Source organism: Enterococcus sp. B2E4 (genome assembly GCF_030499455.1).
Taxonomy (GTDB): domain Bacteria; phylum Bacillota; class Bacilli; order Lactobacillales; family Enterococcaceae; genus Enterococcus_D; species Enterococcus_D casseliflavus.
Map to the genome: position 1 here is coordinate 1 of NZ_JAUKPK010000018.1, position 18276 is coordinate 18276.

Annotated in this window: 20 protein-coding genes and 1 other RNA gene; 8 read left to right on the forward strand and 13 right to left on the reverse strand. The window is 43.9% G+C overall.

The annotated features are described in order from the left end of the window. Positions 1-426 precede the first annotated feature (426 nt). Both Q1X33_RS12920 and Q1X33_RS12925 read right to left on the reverse strand, forming a co-directional pair. Complete coding sequence (locus Q1X33_RS12920; RefSeq protein ID WP_005227664.1) at positions 427-789, reverse strand: hypothetical protein; 363 nt, start codon at positions 787-789, stop codon at positions 427-429. 67 nt (positions 790-856) lie between these two features. After that, a complete protein-coding gene (locus tag Q1X33_RS12925) occupies positions 857-1237 on the reverse strand; it encodes a CvfD/Ygs/GSP13 family RNA-binding post-transcriptional regulator (protein WP_005227662.1) in 381 nt (126 codons plus the stop codon). Between the two features lie 93 nt (positions 1238-1330). On the opposite strand from Q1X33_RS12925, the gene Q1X33_RS12930 reads away from it, so the two are divergent. After that, positions 1331-2512 carry a MalY/PatB family protein gene (locus tag Q1X33_RS12930; RefSeq protein WP_005227660.1) on the forward strand — a complete coding sequence of 394 codons (1182 nt, stop codon included), beginning with the start codon at positions 1331-1333 and terminating at the stop codon, positions 2510-2512. Positions 2513-2602: 90 nt separating this feature from the next. On the opposite strand, the gene Q1X33_RS12935 is transcribed toward Q1X33_RS12930, so the two are convergent. Then, on the reverse strand, positions 2603-3190 hold the full coding sequence (locus Q1X33_RS12935; RefSeq protein WP_005227659.1) for a peptidylprolyl isomerase: 588 nt from the start codon (positions 3188-3190) through the stop codon (positions 2603-2605). A 140-nt stretch (positions 3191-3330) separates the two neighbouring features. Between Q1X33_RS12935 and Q1X33_RS12940 the strand changes: the two genes are divergently transcribed. The 3 genes from Q1X33_RS12940 (at position 3331) to Q1X33_RS12950 (ending at position 5573) form a co-directional block, all read left to right on the forward strand. Next, entirely contained in the window at positions 3331-4308 is a 978-nt protein-coding gene (locus Q1X33_RS12940; protein WP_005227657.1) for an NAD(P)/FAD-dependent oxidoreductase, read from the forward strand. 5 nt (positions 4309-4313) lie between these two features. Continuing rightward, positions 4314-4955, forward strand: a complete 642-nt coding sequence (yqeK, locus tag Q1X33_RS12945) for a bis(5'-nucleosyl)-tetraphosphatase (symmetrical) YqeK (protein ID WP_005227655.1) — start codon at positions 4314-4316, stop codon at positions 4953-4955. A gap of 108 nt (positions 4956-5063) precedes the next feature. Continuing rightward, positions 5064-5573 carry a phosphatidylglycerophosphatase A gene (locus tag Q1X33_RS12950; RefSeq protein ID WP_005227653.1) on the forward strand — a complete coding sequence of 170 codons (510 nt, stop codon included), beginning with the start codon at positions 5064-5066 and terminating at the stop codon, positions 5571-5573. A 55-nt stretch (positions 5574-5628) separates the two neighbouring features. On the opposite strand, the gene Q1X33_RS12955 is transcribed toward Q1X33_RS12950, so the two are convergent. The 4 genes from Q1X33_RS12955 to Q1X33_RS12970 form a co-directional block, all read right to left on the reverse strand. Continuing rightward, positions 5629-6267, reverse strand: a complete 639-nt coding sequence (locus Q1X33_RS12955; RefSeq protein WP_005227652.1) for a TIGR01906 family membrane protein — start codon at positions 6265-6267, stop codon at positions 5629-5631. Next, positions 6264-7034 carry a TIGR01457 family HAD-type hydrolase gene (locus Q1X33_RS12960; RefSeq protein ID WP_005227650.1) on the reverse strand — a complete coding sequence of 257 codons (771 nt, stop codon included), beginning with the start codon at positions 7032-7034 and terminating at the stop codon, positions 6264-6266. Before Q1X33_RS12960 ends, Q1X33_RS12955 begins: the two co-directional genes overlap by 4 nt. Position 7035: 1 nt before the next feature. Next, positions 7036-7656, reverse strand: coding sequence for a YutD family protein (locus Q1X33_RS12965; RefSeq protein WP_005227649.1), 621 nt, complete (start codon positions 7654-7656; stop codon positions 7036-7038). Between the two features lie 90 nt (positions 7657-7746). After that, the gene (locus tag Q1X33_RS12970) at positions 7747-9129 is read right to left on the reverse strand and encodes a bifunctional UDP-sugar hydrolase/5'-nucleotidase (RefSeq protein WP_301969712.1); all 1383 of its coding nucleotides are present in this window, start codon (positions 9127-9129) and stop codon (positions 7747-7749) included. Between the two features lie 326 nt (positions 9130-9455). Between Q1X33_RS12970 and Q1X33_RS12975 the strand changes: the two genes are divergently transcribed. Both Q1X33_RS12975 and Q1X33_RS12980 read left to right on the forward strand, forming a co-directional pair. Beyond that, on the forward strand, positions 9456-9698 hold the full coding sequence (locus Q1X33_RS12975; protein WP_005227642.1) for an addiction module antitoxin: 243 nt from the start codon (positions 9456-9458) through the stop codon (positions 9696-9698). Then, positions 9695-10102, forward strand: a complete 408-nt coding sequence (locus tag Q1X33_RS12980; RefSeq protein ID WP_005227640.1) for a type II toxin-antitoxin system death-on-curing family toxin — start codon at positions 9695-9697, stop codon at positions 10100-10102. The genes Q1X33_RS12975 and Q1X33_RS12980 overlap by 4 nt, the downstream gene beginning before the upstream one ends. A 214-nt stretch (positions 10103-10316) precedes the next feature. Here Q1X33_RS12980 and ffs read toward each other — a convergent pair. The 6 genes from ffs to Q1X33_RS13010 all read right to left on the reverse strand — a co-directional run bounded on the left by ffs (position 10317) and on the right by Q1X33_RS13010 (position 14633). Then, positions 10317-10401, reverse strand: an RNA gene (gene ffs, locus Q1X33_RS12985) — signal recognition particle sRNA small type. A gap of 30 nt (positions 10402-10431) precedes the next feature. After that, complete coding sequence (tadA, locus tag Q1X33_RS12990; protein ID WP_005227638.1) at positions 10432-10938, reverse strand: tRNA adenosine(34) deaminase TadA; 507 nt, start codon at positions 10936-10938, stop codon at positions 10432-10434. A gap of 131 nt (positions 10939-11069) precedes the next feature. Then, positions 11070-11405 carry a hypothetical protein gene (locus Q1X33_RS12995; protein ID WP_005227636.1) on the reverse strand — a complete coding sequence of 112 codons (336 nt, stop codon included), beginning with the start codon at positions 11403-11405 and terminating at the stop codon, positions 11070-11072. Between the two features lie 68 nt (positions 11406-11473). After that, on the reverse strand, positions 11474-12841 hold the full coding sequence (locus tag Q1X33_RS13000; RefSeq protein ID WP_005227634.1) for an RsmB/NOP family class I SAM-dependent RNA methyltransferase: 1368 nt from the start codon (positions 12839-12841) through the stop codon (positions 11474-11476). Positions 12842-12980: 139 nt separating this feature from the next. Next, on the reverse strand, positions 12981-13730 hold the full coding sequence (locus Q1X33_RS13005) for a YitT family protein (protein WP_005227631.1): 750 nt from the start codon (positions 13728-13730) through the stop codon (positions 12981-12983). 99 nt (positions 13731-13829) lie between these two features. After that, positions 13830-14633, reverse strand: a complete 804-nt coding sequence (locus tag Q1X33_RS13010; RefSeq protein WP_005227629.1) for a MerR family transcriptional regulator — start codon at positions 14631-14633, stop codon at positions 13830-13832. A 106-nt stretch (positions 14634-14739) separates the two neighbouring features. Between Q1X33_RS13010 and Q1X33_RS13015 the strand changes: the two genes are divergently transcribed. Together Q1X33_RS13015 and Q1X33_RS13020 are read left to right on the forward strand one after the other, a co-directional pair. After that, complete coding sequence (locus Q1X33_RS13015) at positions 14740-16473, forward strand: ABC transporter ATP-binding protein (RefSeq protein ID WP_005227627.1); 1734 nt, start codon at positions 14740-14742, stop codon at positions 16471-16473. Further along, complete coding sequence (locus tag Q1X33_RS13020; protein ID WP_005227624.1) at positions 16466-18250, forward strand: ABC transporter ATP-binding protein; 1785 nt, start codon at positions 16466-16468, stop codon at positions 18248-18250. Before Q1X33_RS13015 ends, Q1X33_RS13020 begins: the two co-directional genes overlap by 8 nt. Positions 18251-18276 lie beyond the last annotated feature (26 nt).

Below are 18276 nucleotides of genomic sequence, written 5' to 3' on the forward strand. Positions count from 1 at the left end.
ACCGTGCTGTGTTAGCAACTTTTATATCATATCAGAGTGACATTTAATTGTCAACTCTTTTTTAAAAGTTTTTTTCGCTCGTTGTTTTTCAACTTCGTAGCGGCTGTCTCAGCGACTTAAGTAGAATAACAAATGATTTGTTATTTGTCAACATCTTTTTTCAATTAATTCTGTTGATGTATCAACATTGATTTACTGTTTTATTATTGCGACTTCGGTATAATATCATCTGTTTCATTTTTGGTCAAGTCTTTTTTTGAAGTTTTTTCAACTGTTGTTTTGACCCGCTGGCTCAATTGCCAACGTTGACTAATTTACCATTCTTCTTGACTCAGGTCAAGGAAATATTTCATTTTATTTACAAAAAGTTTTCAATAAAAAAAGACCGTCGTAACGGTCTTCAGTTTTTTCGCTAATATTCAGGTGCTAAAAGAACGGAACGCCTTCAATCTCGTAGTCTTCAATGATCTTACGAAAGATATTGGGCTCTTCCCACGCATACCCTTCTGGCAGCTGTTGCGTTTGTCCTGCTTCTTGTGTTTCAAAAACAAATAAAGGAATGTTTTGCGTATCAATATTGCCATTTGTGAGTTCAACGAGTTCGATCGCTGTCACATCAAGGTGGATACGGTCTTTAAACAATTGTAAGATCGTAGCCAAGCCGGTTTTATCTTCAGAAAAATCCGTTGACGCTAATTCCGCAGTGCCTTCGTGTATTTGCATCAAAAATCGTTTCGAACCATTTGCTAAGTGCATCATAACTGTACCCGCTACTTTTTTGGATCCCAAAATACCCACCTCAGTTATTCATCTGTTTGTAAACTAATTTTAGCACATTTTCAGAAAATATGCACGATTATCTGCTGCTGTTTTCTTTTTCTAACATTTCTTTGGCCTCTTTCACCCACACTGGTAAAGCTTCTCCAATCGTACGAAAACCGATCCGCTTATTCTTATTTGTAAAGTAGCGTTTACGCTTAAAGGGTGGCTGAACAAAACTCGTTTCCAATGTACGGCGGGACAAACTGATCTTTTGGCTGTATTCGTCAATATCAATGATTTGTACACGGATCTTTTGCCCGATCTGTAAGACTTCATGGATATTTTTGGTAAACCCAGATTGGATCTCTGAAACATGGATCAATCCCTGTGTTTCCTTATCTAACGAAACAAATGCACCATAGGGTTGAATCCCAGTGACTGTTCCTTCTATAATGTTCCCGATTTGATAATTCATAGTCTTTCCTCTCTTTTCCACTTTCATTATACTTGAACTAGTGGTAGATTTGAAGCATCAGAAACAACGTTGCACAATATAGGAGGGAAACGCATGATCAATTTTGACAAAGTTCATCCGCGCTTAAATACCAATAGCGTCAAATGGGATACCATTGCAAAAACCTATAAGGAAGAAAACTTGTTGCCGCTTTGGGTAGCCGACATGGATTTTCTGGCACCAGAACCTGTGAAAAAAGCTTTAGAAAAAGCAGTTGCCCAAGGGATCTATGGGTATTCCACCATCCCTGATTCGCTGCTTGAATCCATCATCGATTGGCAGCAAAGACGTCATGGTTATACCATCAATAAAGAAGCGATCCTTTTTAATAGCGGTGTCGTCCCTAGTATTGCACTGGCGATCCAAAGTTATACGCAAAAAGGAGATGCCGTATTGATCCACGATCCGGTCTACCATCCCTTTGCCCATGTTGTCAAAAACAATCAGCGGACCTTAATTCAAGAACCATTATTGGAAAAAGATGGCCACTTCGTCATCGATTTTGAGGCGATGGAACAAACCATCATCGAAAAGAAGGTAAAATTGTTTCTTCTATGTAATCCTCATAATCCTGGCGGTCGCGTGTGGTCAAAAGAAGAACTGCTGACGATCGGCCGTATTTGTCAAAAGCACCAGGTGATCGTTGTCAGTGATGAGATCCATCAAGACATCGTTTTTGCACCAAATCAATTTGTCTCTTTCCAAACAGTCGAGCCAAGCTTTGCCGATTTTTCGATCATCTTGACCTCAGCAACCAAGACCTTTAATTTAGCTGGGATCAAAAATTCGATGGTATTCATCAAAGACAAAACCTTGCGCAGCCAATTTGCAAAAACACAAGAACGCAACGTTCAAGGGGAAATCAATACGTTTGGGTTGGTCGCTACTGAAGCAGCGTATCGTGAATCTGAAGCATGGTTAGAAGAACTTTTGTCCTATTTAGAAGCAAATCGCACCTTTGTCTGCGACTTTTTGACTGAACAACTCCCAGCAGTGACCTTTCAAAAACCCGAAGGTACTTACTTGATCTGGCTGGATTTTTCTGCCTATGGTCTAACGGACAATCAGCTGCAGCGCAAACTGATCAAAGAAGCCAATGTCGTATTGAATCAAGGAAGTATCTTTGGTCCTCGCGGCAGTCACCATATGCGGCTAAACTTTGCCTGTCCTAAAGAGCTATTAGAAAAAGCACTCAATCAAATCGCCGCCGCGTTTAAAGACCAACCGATCGGTTAACTCTTTCTTATGAAAAAAAGAACCCTAAAGCTGCCATTTCAACGATCTCCTTGAGGATGACCGTTGAAACTGCTTTTGGGTTCTTTTGTTTTATTCGCTGATTTCGATCGTTTCGATCACTACATCATGCACTGGACGATCTTGTGGTCCTCGTTGCACGCCAGCGATTTCATCAACGACTGACATTCCTTCGATCACATGACCGAAGACTGTGTGACGGAAATCTAACCAAGGAGTACCACCTGCTTGATACGCTTCGATGATTTCAGCTGGATAACCAGCACCTTCTAATTGACCTAACATGTTGCTAGGAACATTTTGATTGTTTACGATGAAAAACTGGCTGCCGTTAGTATTCGGACCAGCGTTTGCCATGGATAAAGCGCCACGAAGATTGAACAATTCTTTTGAAAATTCATCTTCAAAGCTGCCACCATAGATGCTTTCGCCGCCCATCCCTGTACCAGTTGGATCGCCGCCTTGAATCATAAAATCAGGAATGACACGGTGGAAGATGATCCCATCGTAATACCCTTTTTTCGCTAATTCAACGAAGTTTTTCACTGTTTTTGGTGCCAATTCTGGGAACAATTGTACAACTACATCCCCACGATTGGTTTTGATGACTGCTTTATGGCCAGTTTGTTTTTCTAATGCTAACTGTGGAAATTCAGACACATTAACTCCTCCTTCTCTCTCATAAATCCATGATAGCAGAAAATTGAAAAAATGCTAGTTTGGATAATTTTTGCTATAATGAAGCTATTCGTACACTACGAACACGCTTCACCCCAACGTGGTTAGAAAAGAGGAATAACATGGATATTTTTGATATAACGATTATCGGCGCGGGACCTAGCGGGATGTTTTCTGCTTTCTATGCCGGTATGCGTAACGCCAAAACCAAGATCATCGACAGCTTGCCGCAATTAGGCGGTCAGCTTGCTACTTTATACCCAGAAAAATACATCTACGATATCCCAGGTTATCCGAAAATCAAAGCGGGCGATCTTGTCCAAAACCTGGAAAAACAGTTGACGACCTTCAATCACCAATATTGTTTAGAAGAAACCGTCTTGTCGGTCGAAAAACAAGAAGACTATATCGAAGTCACCACCGACAAAGGAATCCATTACTCGAAAGCCGTGATTTTGGCTTTAGGAAACGGCTCCTTCCAGCCGCGCAAACTGACTTTGTCAGAAAGCGAGCGGTTTGAAGGATACGGCTTAGACTATTTCGTCACCGATTTGATGAAGTATGCTGGACGCAAAGTAGCGATTGCCGGTGGCGGCGATTCTGCCATCGATTGGGCATTGATGCTAGAGCCGATCGCTAGTGAAGTCTACTTGATCCATCGCCGTCCTGAATTTCGTGCCCATGAACATAGCGTCAGCAAATTACAGGCTTCTGCCGTCAACATTTTGACTCCTTATGTGATCCAAGAAATCCAAGGAGAGCAACGTTTGACTGGTGTCTCGTTGCAACAAGTCAAAGGTGATGAAACAGTCAGCCTTTCATTGGATGCTTTGATCGTCAATTACGGTTTTTCTTCCACATTGAACATCAAGGATTGGGGCATGAAAAGCAGCCGCCAAGGAGTCTTCGTCTCTTCAGATATGAGCACGTCTGTTCCTGGGATCTATGGCTGTGGGGATGTCGTTTTATACGATGGAAAAGTCGACCTGATCGCTACTGGTTTCGGGGAAGCCCCAACTGCGGTGAACAATGCGCTCCACTACATTGATCCCAAAACGCGGACACAACCTGCCCATAGTACAAGTCTTTTTAAGGAGTAGCTGAGATGAAACAAGCTGGTCAACGTCAACTTGCCGCCTATACTCTCCCTTTACAGGGAGAGACTCTCACTGAGCAAATGGTTCAGTATCTGGAAGCCTTCGATCATGCCGAAACGGCGGTCCACAATCTAGCCGTTGCCCAAGAAGCCAAACGATTGGCAGAACGGTTTCAAGTCAATGCGGAGAAAGCTTACTTGGCAGCACTGCTGCACGATGCCAGCGTCGTCATCCCTCATGACCAGCGAATCGCCTTGCAGATAGCGGTAGGCGAACCGATCTTAGATGCGGAGCGGCAAGCACCTTTTTTGCTGCATCAGCAGCAATCCGCTTTGTTGGCAAAAACGGTTTTTCAGGTGTCTGATCCAGACATTTTGTCCGCCATCAGCTGTCATACCACCTTAAAGGCCCATTATCGTCGTCTCGATCTACTCGTTTTTTTAGCCGACAAAATCAAATGGGATCGTAAAGATCAAGCGCCTTTCTTAATCGGCTTATTAGACCGCCTCGATGATTCCTTGGAAGCCGCCGCTGGGTATTATATGGACTGGCTTTTTGCTGGTGACTTGGTGGTCCCCCATCCTTGGGCAGTGGCAGCCAAAGCAGAACTAGCAAACACTTGTGCTTCAATGGATGTCAGAAGGGACTAAAACCCAAATGGCATGGGCTGCAACTGGAATAGGGCACTACTTATGATCGCAATCCATCAGTCACATGTTGACTTTTGAATAAACTATTTTTACATGGAGGGGAACTATATGGTATTAGAAAGCAAAACACTTGAAGACAAAGCAAGAGAATTGTTGGCCGACCGCGGTGTCTCGCTGCAAGACATCGGTGAACTGGTGATGTTCTTGCAAAAAGACTACATTGAAGGCATCACCTTGGAGATGTGTATCGAAAGCGTCAACGCTGTCTTAAGCAAGCGGGAAGTCCACAACACGATTTTAACGGGGGTCCAATTGGATATTTTGGCAGAAGAAAATCAACTGCTGCATCCACTGCAAGAAATCGTTAAAGAAGACGAAGGGCTTTATGGGATCGATGAGATCCTCGCTCTATCCATCGTCAACGTGTACGGCTCGATCGGCTTTACTAACTACGGATACATTGATAAAGTCAAACCGGGTATTTTGAAAGAACTGAACAAGCACGACGGTCCCCGCGTTCACACCTTTTTAGATGATATCGTAGGTGCCATCGCAGCTTCTGCCGCAAGTCGCTTAGCCCATCAACACCCAAGTAAATCTCATTACATTACGCAATAAAAAAAGACCGACGATTCGCCTCTCTCAAAGGAAGTGGATCGTTGATCTTTTTTCATTACGCTGTTTTTTTCAAGCCTCGTTTGCCCCACCAATAGAAGGCAAAAAAGAAGACTTCAATCAAGACGAAAAAGAGAATAAAGCAATGCATGAAAAACGTTTCTGGCAGCACGTTGATGATCGGATCGGTGGCTGGATTAAAGAGCCAATCGTCGTTACTGAAGAAAATCTCATGGAACGTAACGAAAAAGCGGTCAAAGCCGACAGCCATCAAAAACCCGAAAATCAGCGGCAAAATCATTCCCCATTGAAAGGGACGAATCAAGCGCCATTGCTGTTGTTTTCGCCGTAACCGATTGACGAACCAGATACTGGGCAGCAAAGTGACGATCATCACGGCATAATTTAATAGAAACAACTGTTTCACATCGTAAAAATGCCCAGCGCCAGCTTCAGACATTGGAAAATCTGGCAAGGCGAGCGTACTTGCAAAGGGATTGTTTAGAAAATCTAACAATAAGCCATAGTTCTTCAACAACTCTTCTCTTGTTAGCGAGGTATAATCCAGCAGATTCAAGTGATCGACATCAAACCAATATAACGGTCGAAAATTGATCGTTACGGTGATCGCTAGACTGACCAAAAACAAAAACAAGCAGACAAATCCTAAGCGTTCAAGCCACACTTGTTTTTTCATTGTTCAAAATCCCACTCATCTAAAGAATCCACCACATAGGTTGGTGCTACTGGTAATGTCGGAACTGCCGCTTTCGGGGTAAAGCCAGATAATACGAGCAAAGAATCGATCCCGTTTTGGATCCCCGAGCGAATATCCGTTTCGTAATTGTCTCCCACCATCAAGACCTCTTCTTTTGATAAGCCGATGTGTGCCACCGCTTTTTCCATAATGATGGCTTCTGGTTTGCCAATAAAAATCGGTTGCGTTTGGGTGGCAGTCTCCACCATTGCGATCAGTGAACCTGCACCAGGTAATAAACCTCTTTCCGTCGGGATATTTTTGTCTGGATTGGTCCCGATAAAGGTTGCTCCTTTTTGGATCGCTAACGTTGCTAAAACAAATTTTTCATACGTCACGTGGTTGTCTAAGCCAACCACGACATAATCTGGGTTGGTTTCCTCCCACTCAAACCCAGCAGCTAAGATCAAATCGATCAACCCCGCTTCGCCGATCACAAATACTTTGCGGCCTTTGCCATGGCCTTTCATAAAATCGATTGTCGCCAAGCTTGCGGTATAGATCGTTTCTGGTGCCACATGGATCGAAAATTCATCCGCTAATCGCTGCGCCACGACTTCAGGACTGCGGGTCGTATTATTGGTCACAAATAAATAGGGCAGTCCTTTTTCTTGTAAGGATTCTACGAAGCGTTTCCCAGCAGGGATCGGCGCTTTTCCTAAATAAATCGTGCCGTCTAAATCAATCAAATAGCCTTTATATTTCATCTTATTCTTCCCTTTGTCGAATCGTAAACTCTTTTTTGCCTTTTTTCACCGTGGTTGTTTCGGTTTTTTTGACGTTCTTTTCTTTTGGTTTACGATTTTTGATCGTTGGTTTGCTTTTTTTCTGCGGTACGGTGTCACGCTTTTCTTCTATATGGGCGTTTTGTTGTGCGTTTTGATTTTGATTGTTTTGGGTTGGCTTTTTCTTGCGTCGGCGGGAGGTACTTTTTTCTTTCTTGCCGCCAACTCGTTGGATCACGAAATAGGCACAACCGAAGTTGCAATACTCATACAAATAGTCTTCCAGCATGTCGATACGCTGATCGGGTAATGCTTTGCGGTTATCTTTTTCAAAAAAGCCTTTCAAACGCAGCTGTTCATAACCCCAATCGCCTACGATATAATCATAACGTGCCAACACTTCACTGTAACGCTCGCCAAGTTTTTCTGGATTGAAGCCTTCACGATAATCCATGACCAATTTGTATTGTCGATTGCCAATCATTAATTCTTCATCATTTAACAAAGTCACCAACTCGCCTTTTTGCGGTTGTTTCGCTGGTTCTTCAATAATTTCTTCTAGTACAGATGTCATTTCATCTGTGATCGTTTGTTTTTCGGTCATTTTTTCACCACCTGTTGTTTATTATACCTTGTTTTATTCCCCAATGATAGTCGCGGTTTTCTCGCAAAATCCAGCTGGAGGAGTGACGAACTACTGGATGGGGTATTTCTGACTCAGGTAATCACCGACCACTGTGCGAATAAAGTCTGGAAAAAGAAACTCAACGGTTCCAGCAATCTCGATCGTCGGGAAAAACGGAATAAACAAGTAGTGATCCACAAGGGTCAACGTGTAGCTTTGAGCAGGATCGACGGGCTCTTGTTTCCACAATACTTGGTGGTTTTTTTCATCAAAGCGGATGCCTTCATAAACCAGTTCGCCAAAAATCTTCCCTCGAAAACCCATTCCCATAATTGGGAAATTGCGCAAAAAGTTGCGATTTTTTTCCATCTCTAAGACCAATCGAATGACATCCGCGCCTTGCAACGTCACCCGAATCAAATGCATCGGATGGGGCAAAATCGTGTGCAATTGATCTTGATCAACCCGTCCTTGTGGCAAATCATCTAAGAATAGCCCCGTATTTAAGATGGCGGCATCTGTCTGTCCTTTGGCACATAATGCCAAAAGCGCCTCCCGAACCAAGGAATGTTCACTTTGCCAATCCCTCGTAAACGCTGCTGGAATTTCTGCCACCTGATTTGCCCGCAGCAAGCGATGGCCGATCGATAGATATTCGGCGATCTCTTCCTCATCTTGCGGAAAAGCCACCAACGAATCCGTCGGAATCACACGGGCGCGATGCTTGATCGGGCGGTGGTGATCATCTAAGACCACTTCGACTTCGCCAATGTTAAAACCAAACTTGCCAGCTGCCCCAATTTGAACGCCATTGATGACTTCGCCCTTTTCAAACAAATGGTGCGTGTGGGAACCTAATATAACATCTAGTTCTGGAAAGTCCCTCGCAATCTGACGGTCAGCATTGATGCCTAGATGGCTCATCAAGATCAGCAGATCGACCTCGGAGCGCAAATGCTGCACCAATGAGGGCAAAATCTCCAAGGGTTCGCGAATATCCCAACCGTTGGGGGCATATGTTAGCGGAAATGGTGCCGTAAAAGCGATCAAACCGATTTTGGCTCCTTGATTGCTTTCCATGATTTTGTATTCTTGTGCCCATTTGGGTGGACGCAAATCCTGTTTATCAAATAAATTGCCTAAAATGACAGGAAATTCTGCTTGGTCATATAGATGCTGCAAGACCTCTTTAGGATTACCGACCCCTTCATTGTTCCCAATCGTCACCGCATCGTAATGTCCTTGATTCATCAAATCGACATTTGCCTTGCCGTCAGTTGCTTCTGTCAAAGGATGCCAGCGATCGACAAAGTCGCCTAAGTCGACTGCGATCACTGTCTCTTCGGTCGTATCCGCTTCTCGTTTTCTTTGATCCAAATAACGCCGCATCTTCGGCCAATGTTCTAGGTGGGAATGCAGATCGTTGGTATGGATAATCGTAATTTTTTCCATTGTGCGCCTCTTTTCAAATACGTCGCCTGAAATCACTATCCATTTCTTTTGGCATCAAGGGTTGCCAGTAGAAAGACGACGGAATTCTCTACAAAATAAGCATAGCATAAAATCTCTGGGAAACCATTGGAATGCTTGGAAAAGAATGGAATAAATAGGCAGTCATTTGTCAAAAAGTACCGCCATGTTTTGCTCAATTGTTGGAATGATTTTTTTCCAAGCAAATACGATCCAAAATATATAGCACTAACATACGATCATACAATTATTGAGTAATTCTCGTTTATCGTATATACTGTATATACGATATAAGGAGGAGATGTAAAGTGAGTATTCAAGAACGAAAAATTAGAAAGAGCGGAAATTCAGTTGTTTTAACATTATCGAAAGAATTATTAGAAAAAATAGGAATTCAAGAAAATGATTACGTATTTGTTGATGAAGACAAATTAGCTGCTGCAATCACGAAAAAGTCATTACCTTCTGAGCAGGAACTCGAAATCAATCGTTTAATCGATCAATCTTTTTCTCAATATGAAGAGATGTATAAGGAGCTCGCAAATCATTGACAATCTACTTATCAGAAAAACAAATCATAAAAATGAATGTCGTGCTTATCAAAAGTCAAACACCAAATGAAGAGATCGGCTTGCGTGATCCATCTGGATTAGCCATGGCTGTAAAACAACCGCAACAAATCGTTTTTTCAAAAGAATTATATCCCTCAATGGAGGAAAAAGCTGCAATCCTTCTAATCAACTTAATCAAAAAACATCCCTTTCATAATGCCAATAAACGAACGGCTTTCATGGCAACGGATGTTTTTTTCAAGCTTAACCACTATGAAACTTTTTTCGAACAAAATCAAACGATTGCATTTCTGGTGCACATTGCGAAATATGACGAAAATAAATTTGATACTTTAAAACGATCAACCTCTGACTACCTTCGAAAATACACAAGAAAGTCGTAAAAAAGTAACTAGCTAATCAGCAATTCTTCACCTACAATCAAACAATCGTGATTCACTTTTTACTAGATTGGCTAAAAATTGATCATGAAAATTTATCAAAGAGAAGACTCAACTAAAGACTTTCAGACAATAAAAAAACCTAAGACAGTCTGTCTCAGGGTTGAATGATCATCGATTCAATTAGTACTACTGCTTTCTTCAAAAGCAGGCAGTTTTTCAATCAGACACATGGAGAATCCTGCTTAGTGCTGCTTCCTTCCGGATCTGACACGCTTCACAAGACCTCCATTGTCCTAGCCTTTCGGCAAAACTTAGTATAACGTATTTCGTTAGAGATTGCCAGCCTTTTTTTGTTTTTTCTTTTCTCGTAATACTCGGAAAAAATCTGTTAGCAGCTGGCCGCATGCTTCTTCTAAAATGCCGCCTTCCACATAGGACCAATGGTTGAAGCGCTCATCTTCCAATAAATTCATCAATGTACCAGCAGTGCCGCCTTTGGGATCGTAGGCACCAAAATACACTTCTTCCACCCGTGCCAATAACATCGCCCCACTGCACATTGGGCATGGTTCCAAGGTCACAAACAGCTGCGCTTGTTCTAAGCGCCAACTTCCGACAGTGCGACAGGCTTCTTCGATCGCAAACATCTCCGCATGCGCTGCGGCTTGCTGCTGCGTTTCTCGTAGATTGTGCCCACGACCAATGATTTTACCATCCAAGACGACGACAGCACCGATCGGTACTTCTGCCAACCCTTCTGCTTTTCGGGCTTCTTTGATTGCTTCTTCCATAAAGAAGGCTTTTTCCTCGGCAGTCAAGGTACTTGTTTTTTCCACGACTTCACTTTCACTCCTCTACCTCGCACCATTTCGTGCATTTCCTTGTTAGTATAACGAAAAACGCTTAGAAAGACGAGAAAAACTCGCAAAGACCGATGTCCCTGCGAGTTTCAAATGGAATGATTGGCTTAAAAGACGGAATCAACAAAGCTCGTCAACTTGTCTTTGACATGTTCTGTCGAATCTTTGATATTGTCTCCGTAAACAGAGATTTTGTTGCGGCCCTCATTGACTTTTTTCATCACACCTAACAACGAATCCAATTCATTGTCAGATAAGCCGTCTACGACATCCAGCAATTTTTCATTGCCGTTGAATTTGTCATCGACAAATTTCTTTACTTTGTGTCGGTTGCAAGCGAAGCGTACTTTATTGAATACTTTGTCTGATACAACGACGGCAGTAGTGATCCCAGCGATCGCTGCAATGCTTAATCCAATCGTTACTTTTGATGATGTTTTCATATCGATCAGCTCCCTTATTTTGCTACTTCCATCATAGCACGAGGACTGAAATAAAAACACTATTTCGTTTAAATCGCTTTGAATCTTAATCCTTTAGGAAAGAAGTTTTTTACGGTTCCTTGGACTTGTTTTCCAAAACCGACTGGGATCTCATCGACTGTCAAAATCACCCATCCAGCATTTCCTGGCACGCTCAAGGTTTCACCTGCCACATACTGCTGCCATTGCGGCAAAGTGATCGGCACTGTCGGTGCCCCTTCTTCTGCATGGATCGCCAATGCCAACGCATAACTTGGCTCGATCCGATTCTTCTTAACGACGCCGACGTGCAAACCTGGGCGCATAAACTTGATCCCTTTTAAAGAAGGCATTTCTTCAGGAACGAGCCAGAGGTTTTCTCCTAGCAGCTGTGGCGTCGCATTCAGTGCCTGTAAAAACGGAAACTCCTTGCGAAAGGCTTGCCACAACTTTTGAGTCGCTGCATCCAATGGACTCTTGGCTGTCGCTCCTTTGCCTTTTTTCTTCTTTTTCACTGGCGCTGCTTCTGCTAGCGAGGTCAATTTCGCAGCGAAATGACCTTCTCCTTGGTTTAAATGCGGCCATAAGCGGATGGTTTTCTCAATCCCAGGTGCAGCTCCCCACTCGCTGCGCCCATGAGATACATTGTCCAAGTCGATCGCTTCGATCGTGAAGGGATACTCCTCCATTAACCAAGCCATCATCGCTTCGTTTTCTTCTGGGGCAAAGGTACAGGTGGAATAGATCAGCTGGCCCCCCGGTTTTAGCATCGCAACGGCTTGTGCCAAAATGTCTTTTTGCCTGATCGCACACTGATCAGGTGTATCTGCTTGCCATTCTTCTAATGCGACGGGATCTTTACGAAACATTCCTTCACCAGAACATGGGGCGTCCACCACGATCTTGTCAAAAAACTGAGGAAAATGGCGGCTCAATTCTTGCGGTGCCTGATTGGTAACGACTACATTCGGAAAACCCCAACGCTCCACATTTTCTGATAGGATTTTGGCACGCTTGGGGAAAATCTCATTTGCTACAAGCAGCCCTTTTCCTTGTAATTGGCTTGCCAGCTGCGTTGTTTTGCCCCCTGGTGCCGCACATAAATCTAAGACCCGCTCCCCTGGTTGAGCGGCTGCGATCGTTGCTACGATCATCGCACTAGGTTCTTGACTGTAGACATAGCCAGCTTGATGGAGCAGCGAACGGCCTTTGACTTCGCCAATATAAGCCGCTTCTGCATAGGGGGCGGGTACAGCAGCTGGTCCATATTTTGCCAGCATCGCTTGTGCGTGCGGCTTAGCAATATTCAAGCGAAAGCCTTTGATTGGCTGATTATCGGTTAAAGCGGTAAAAAAAACTGATGCTTCTTCTCCTAGCAACTGTTGGTATTTTTCAATAAACGGTGTTGGTAATTGCATACTTACCCCTCCTCGGCTTTTTTATTCTAGCGACTGAGAAGCAATTATGCAAGAATTCCTTGATCAAATGGCAAAAAAACTGCAGCAAAGTGAAGTGGGCGACTAAATCGCTTCGACTTCTCTTTGCTGCAGACCTTTTTTATTTAAAAATCGCTTTTTTGACACTGCTTTCGATGAATGGCTGAGAGACACGGTTGTCCCAGAATTTGATCAGTGGGCCCACTAAAAAGGCACTGATGAAGGTTCCGATCCCAATAGGCCCGCCTGTGAAGAGCCCAATCAAGGCAAAGGCAACGTCTTGAATCACCCGCACCACTCGATAGTTGGCTTTCGTCTGATCGACGATGGTTGGGGCGATCGCGTCATAGGGGGCGCTGCCCAAATTCGCTGACATATAAAATGAAGCTCCGAAGGTAAAGAAGATGATCCCGATCAACAAGAACAAACCTTGCTGCCACCAATTATTCGGACCGACGGATAACCAATCAAAAACATTGGTATAAAAGTCGATGAAGAATCCTGTCAGCACCATATTGATGACCGTCCCGATACCGATATGGCGACGGCCAAAGATAAAAATCAATACTAGGACAGCGATATTGATCATCAATTGATAGACCCCAAGAGATAACCCTAGCAGCTCGCCGACACCAATATTGGCTGCTGTGTATGGGTCTAGCCCTACTCCGCCGACCCGCAACAATGCCGCCCCGAATCCTAAAATGGCGACACCAATCAACGCATAAAGCGAGCGTAATCCTGTTTCTTTTTTCATTAAAATTTCCCCTTTTTTCTCATCTGTTCTTTCAAGTATAACGAGAAAAAAGGAAAATGGGAATTTCAACGCTTCTCTGGGCTCTTTGTAGGGGAGGGATCTTGCTTCGTCCATCTCTTTTGCTTCTATTTTGCTTCCATTGAAAAGCCCGCAACAACCATTGCGATTGCGTATCTTGATTTTCGGTTCCTACAGATACGCGTGCCTCGTCCATTACTCGGGCTTCACTGGGACCATCACTTCAAATATCTGCAATTCTTTTTGGGCGGTAAAGACTTCATCTTGCCATAACAATTCCCAAACATCGCCATCGATCTTCAACTGCTTCTCTTTTAGAAAGGCTTGGATGCGATGGGTAAAAGCAGCAATTTGCTCCTCTCCCTCACTGACAAACCCAGACACATACGTGCCAGTAGGACGCGTGATGATCAGCTTTTCAGGATAGAGATGCAGCCGATCTTGTGGAATCAAGATCAGTGCCCGATAAGGCGATGCGTGAAAGGTCTGATCCTCTAATGTCGTTCCAGCACTTAAAAAGCCGATGGGGTAGCCACTGAAGGCATCTTTATAATCCACTAGCGGATAAAAACGAGCGTACACTTGATAAGCAGATTCTGGATCATCGCCAGCAATCTCTTCAGAAACGATAAACGCCTCTGCTTTGTGGTGCGCTATCGTAAAGGTCTCAAAATCGGCTTTCTGTACTTTTTCATAGCGCTGGATGTAGCGATCGAAGGTTCGTTCCAATTCTTGTAGCGCAGCGATTTTGGCTCGGACTTCTCCTCGCCGTTCCACAAGTTCCTTTTGCGTGTATTCAGGGTTGCGGTTTTTCAAAAATTGTCGAATGTCTTGCAAGGGCATGTCTAAAGAACGCAAGAGCAAAATCACGTCTAACTCAAGGCATTGTTCAAAGCCGTAGTAGCGATAGCCGTTTTCACCAATCGAATGCGGTTTGAATAAATCGATCTGATCGTAATAAATCAATGTGCGCCGACTCACGCCAGCATAAGCGGACATCTCACTGATGGTCAATTGTTTTTTCAAAAAAATTTCACTCCTTGCTTGACTGTAACGTAACGTTACAGTTTATTCTACCATAGAACGACATTTTTGGAGGGAAATCATGAAACAATTACAGTTATTTTATAAAGAAGAACGACGCTTCTTTTTCAGTTTATTTCTTTTGATGCTGGTCCAATCCTTCGGCACACTCCTGTTGCCGTATTTTTTGGCAAAAATCATTGATGAAGGGATCTTGAAAGTCGACACGACAGCCATTTGGCACAATGGCTGGTGGATGTTTGCCATTGCCATCGGCACCGTGATCGTCTCTGTAGGCGGTAGTTATTTATCTGCCCATCTTTCAGGAAAATTCGGGCATTTTTTGCGGATGCGCCTTTTCAAAAAAACACAAGAACTCTCTGTATCCGCTGTTGATGGCTATGGTACGCCCACTTTGCTGGCACGTACCACCAGCGACATCAACAACATCCAACAAATTTTGATGATGGCGCTGCAAATGATTTTGCCAGCCCCAATGATCGTCGCTGCTTCAATTTTTCTAACCGGCACCGTCTCTTTACGGATGATTTGGGTCCCAATCGTAGCGATCCTATGTTTTTCAATGATCGCTTATGGAGTGATTCGCAAAGCGATCCCATTATCACAAATCACGCAAAAACTAGTCGATAAAATGATGCGGATCTTACGAGAAACCTTTACTGGCGCTCGGGTGATTCGAGCATTCGACAAAGCTGCTTACGAAAAAGAACGGACAGATCAAACCTTGACGGAATATGCGAAAACCATGATCCAAGTCAATCGCCTCTTTGCTGTCTTGAATCCGACCGTCAATTTAGTAATGGGACTCTCGATTTCGACTATCCTTGTCTACGGCGGCTATCAAAGTCTGCAGGGCCATCTTGCTATTGGTAGTATTACTGCCATCATCGAATACACGATCCTGAGTCTTTGGTTTTTGACTATGGCAGCGATGGTGATCGTGATGGTGCCTAAAGGCTTGACTTCCTTGCAACGGATCACAGAAGTTTTGGAAGAACCAATTGATTTGATCGACGGTGACCAAACCTTAAACAAGACCGCCGTGTCAGAAACGATCGCAGCTTTCAATCACGTGCAGTTTACGTATGAAGGTGCCGAAGAACCTGTCTTAGAAGATATCAGCTTCGAGATCCATCGAGGCAAAACGACAGCGATCGTTGGTGGAACTGGCTCTGGCAAAAGCACCATCGCCAAAGCGCTGTTGCGTTTCAAAGATGTGACTGCTGGTTCGATCACGCTTTTTGGCCGCAACATCAAAGAGATCTCACAAGCCGAATTACGGGACCAAATTAGTTATGTCCCGCAAAAAGCGCTCTTGCTTAGCGGCACGATTCAAGAAACCTTGCGTTTCGGCAATCGTCCAGCAACCCATGAGGCGATGGCAAAAGCCGCTGAAGTTGCTCAAGCCAAGTTATTTATTGAAGGCTTGACTGAAGGTTATGAAAGTCCAGTTGCTCAAAAAGGCAGCAATTTCTCTGGCGGTCAAAAGCAACGATTGAGTATTGCCCGAGCGCTGACAAAGCCAGCAGAAATCTACTTCTTTGACGACAGTTTTTCTGCTTTGGATTATCAAACAGACGCCAATTTGCGGCGTGCATTGAAAGAATACACGAAAGATGCCGCCGTCATTATCGTGGCTCAACGGGTATCGACCGTCAAAAATGCCGATCAAATCATTGTCTTGGATAACGGCAAAATGGTCGGTAAAGGAACCCACGAAGAATTATTACGCAATTGCCAAACTTATCAAGAGTTTGCCTCATCTCAAGGAATGGGAGGAATGAAGGATGAGTAAACAAACAATGGATGCCCCAAAAAACATGAAACATACAAGCCGACGCTTGCTGCGTTTGCTGATGGAACAAAAAGCCCGCTTTCTACTGATTATCGCTTCCGCCTTGTTCTTTTCCTTACTAATGTCCATCGCCCCTTTGATCTTGGGGCGTGGACTGGATAATCTGATTGCCTTGTTTCAACAAAAAGGCTGGCAGATCAATGATTTTTGGCAAAGTATTTTAGGTCCAGTCGTCCTTTTAGCGGGAACGTGGCTTTTGATCAGTCTCTTTTCCTTGCTGCAAGAGTATACGATGGCCAGTGTCAGTGAAACCCTGACCTTGACTTTACGCAAACAAATCAGTGACAAATTCAATCGCCTGCCTATCAGTTTTTACGACAAACATCATACTGGCGATATTTTAAGCCGAGTGATTCTCGATTTAGATAAAGTATCCGAGGTCTTGCAAGTCGGTTTGATGCAGCTGATCACCGCAACCATCAGCATTACCTTCGGCTTGATCGCCATGCTTTATCTCAGCCCATTACTGACGATCGGCGTGGTTCTGATTTTGCTTTTGAGTGCTTTTGTGACCACCGTTCTCGCACGAAAAAACTTGAGCTACTTTACCAAAAACCAAGAAACATTAGGTGCTATCAGCAGTCGTGCGGAAGAGTTTTATACCGCAAATCCGCTGATCAAATCCTACAACCAACAAGTTGCCGTTGAAGCGGAAATGGCGGAATTGAGTGAAGCCCAATTTAAAGCCTTTCGAAAAGCACAGTTCGTCAGTGCAGCTATCAATCCATTCGTGCGCTTTATCAATCAAATCGGCTTTATCTTAAGCGCCGTCGTTGGTGGTCTAATGGTGTTGCAAGGGCAATTATCCATTGGTCTCGTACAAGCCTATCTGCAATACATCAACCAAGTGTCTGAACCGATCACGCAAGCCTCTTATATTATGAACACCTTGCAAAGTGCCTTAGCATCTCTCGAACGAATTTTTGAGATCCTTGATTATCCTGAAGAAGAAACTGCGACCCAACAACTGCCAGTTCCACAAACCATCAAAGGAAAAATCGATTTTCAACACGTCTCCTTTGGCTACAGCAAGGAAAAACTCTTGATGGAAAACGTCGAATTTTCCGTCAAACCAAAACAAACGGTCGCGATCGTTGGACCAACAGGTGCTGGAAAAACCACCATGATCAATCTTTTGATGCGCTTTTATCCATTGAATGGTGGGAAGATCTTGCTGGACGATCAAGACATGATGTCCTTTTCGGCACCGGCAGTACGGAAAAAATTCGGTATGGTGCTGCAAGATACGTGGCTATTCCAAGGAACCATCGCTGAAAATATCGCTTATGGCAATCCCGATGCCACTCGAGAAGACATCTTGGCTGCCGCCAAAGCCGCCCAATGCGACCACTTCGTGCGGACCCTGCCCAACGGTTACGATACCGTCATTGGTTCCGAAAGCGAACTGTCACAAGGACAACAACAATTATTGACGATCGCTCGGGCGATTTTAGCAGACCCAACGATCCTGATCCTTGATGAAGCCACCTCCAGTGTCGACACGCGGACGGAACAAATGATCCAAACGGCGATGGATCGTTTGACCCAAGGACGAACCAGCTTTATCATCGCCCATCGTCTTTCTACCATCAAAAACGCTGACTTGATCTTAGTGATGAAAGACGGCTCCGTCGTCGAAAAAGGCTCCCACACAGAATTACTGGCACGAGATTCACTTTACGCCCAACTATATAACAGCCAGTTTGCAACAGCTTGATAAAAAAGACAACGTGATTCTTTAAA